We start from the raw sequence: 904 nt of genomic DNA, 5'->3' as shown, positions 1-904 counted from the left end.
CTCAGACACGGAGTGCTCTCCGGAACCTGCCACAAAGTAAGGGTACTCATAAGTAAGGTTTTTTCGGAAGTGTATTCCACCTTCCCCATCTTCATTGAAGGTACCGTCAAGGTCATTATCTCTACCTTCAGTAAAGACTTTGTACATACCTTTTTCACCTTTTGAGCGATCGGCTTTAATCATTATTCTACTATCGGCCGGGTGTGTAATCCAGTCGCCTGTAGGGTCTTCAACTCTCATCCAGGTAATCATTCCATTACCATCCAAATCATCAAACGGATCTTCATTCAATCGTCCGTCCCGATCATCATCTGTAGGCCTGGCATTACCACTTCTTTCCCACTTAAGAGCTGCAAAATATTGTTCATATGCATCGGGGCTCATGTTAGGAAAGACATAGAAGGTCGTGTTATCAAGTACATCAGAATGATCTGAAATTATACCTTCGGCAAACCGAAGAGCCATTTCTACACTCAGCAGGTGACTACCTTCTACACCCCCCACTACCGCAATGGCAGGCTTGCTTTCCGCATCGCCCTTACCCAACGTGAGCATCCAAATGTCTTTGCCCCCAAGAGTTTTGGTGAGCGATTTCAGTGAAGCCATATTGGAAGAGTTTGCAAGATTACGCAGCCTTTGAGCCTGTTGGGGTAGTGTTGTATACTCCTGAGCCCATGCCATAGCAACCATACAAAACATCCCTACCAAAAGGCTAAGCTTCTGTAAGTTGTGTTTCATAGAGTTTCTTTTTGATAAAAATTCAAGTACTGAATTAACAGAAAGGCAATACGTATTTAAACAGACTCAAACTTGAGCGGTACTGAAATGTTATAAGTGGTTTGCGCGTTTAGGCCGTCCAGCTAGGTGAATTACCTAATCCACTGAATGCGTAAAATTTGCAGAA

General features: G+C 43.6%; 1 protein-coding gene. It reads right to left on the bottom strand.

From position 1 onward, the window contains the following. Positions 1-738 (bottom strand): M14 family metallopeptidase (locus B3763_RS06655; RefSeq protein ID WP_286745008.1); only part of this gene is annotated, 738 nt, incomplete at its 3' end. Positions 739-904 lie beyond the last annotated feature (166 nt).

It is taken from the genome of Roseivirga sp. UBA1976, from assembly GCF_002336325.1.
GTDB classification, from domain to species: Bacteria; Bacteroidota; Bacteroidia; order Cytophagales; family Cyclobacteriaceae; genus Roseivirga; species Roseivirga thermotolerans.
Note: the sequence above shows the minus strand (reverse complement) of the source record. Positions and strands in the feature narration are given on the sequence as shown.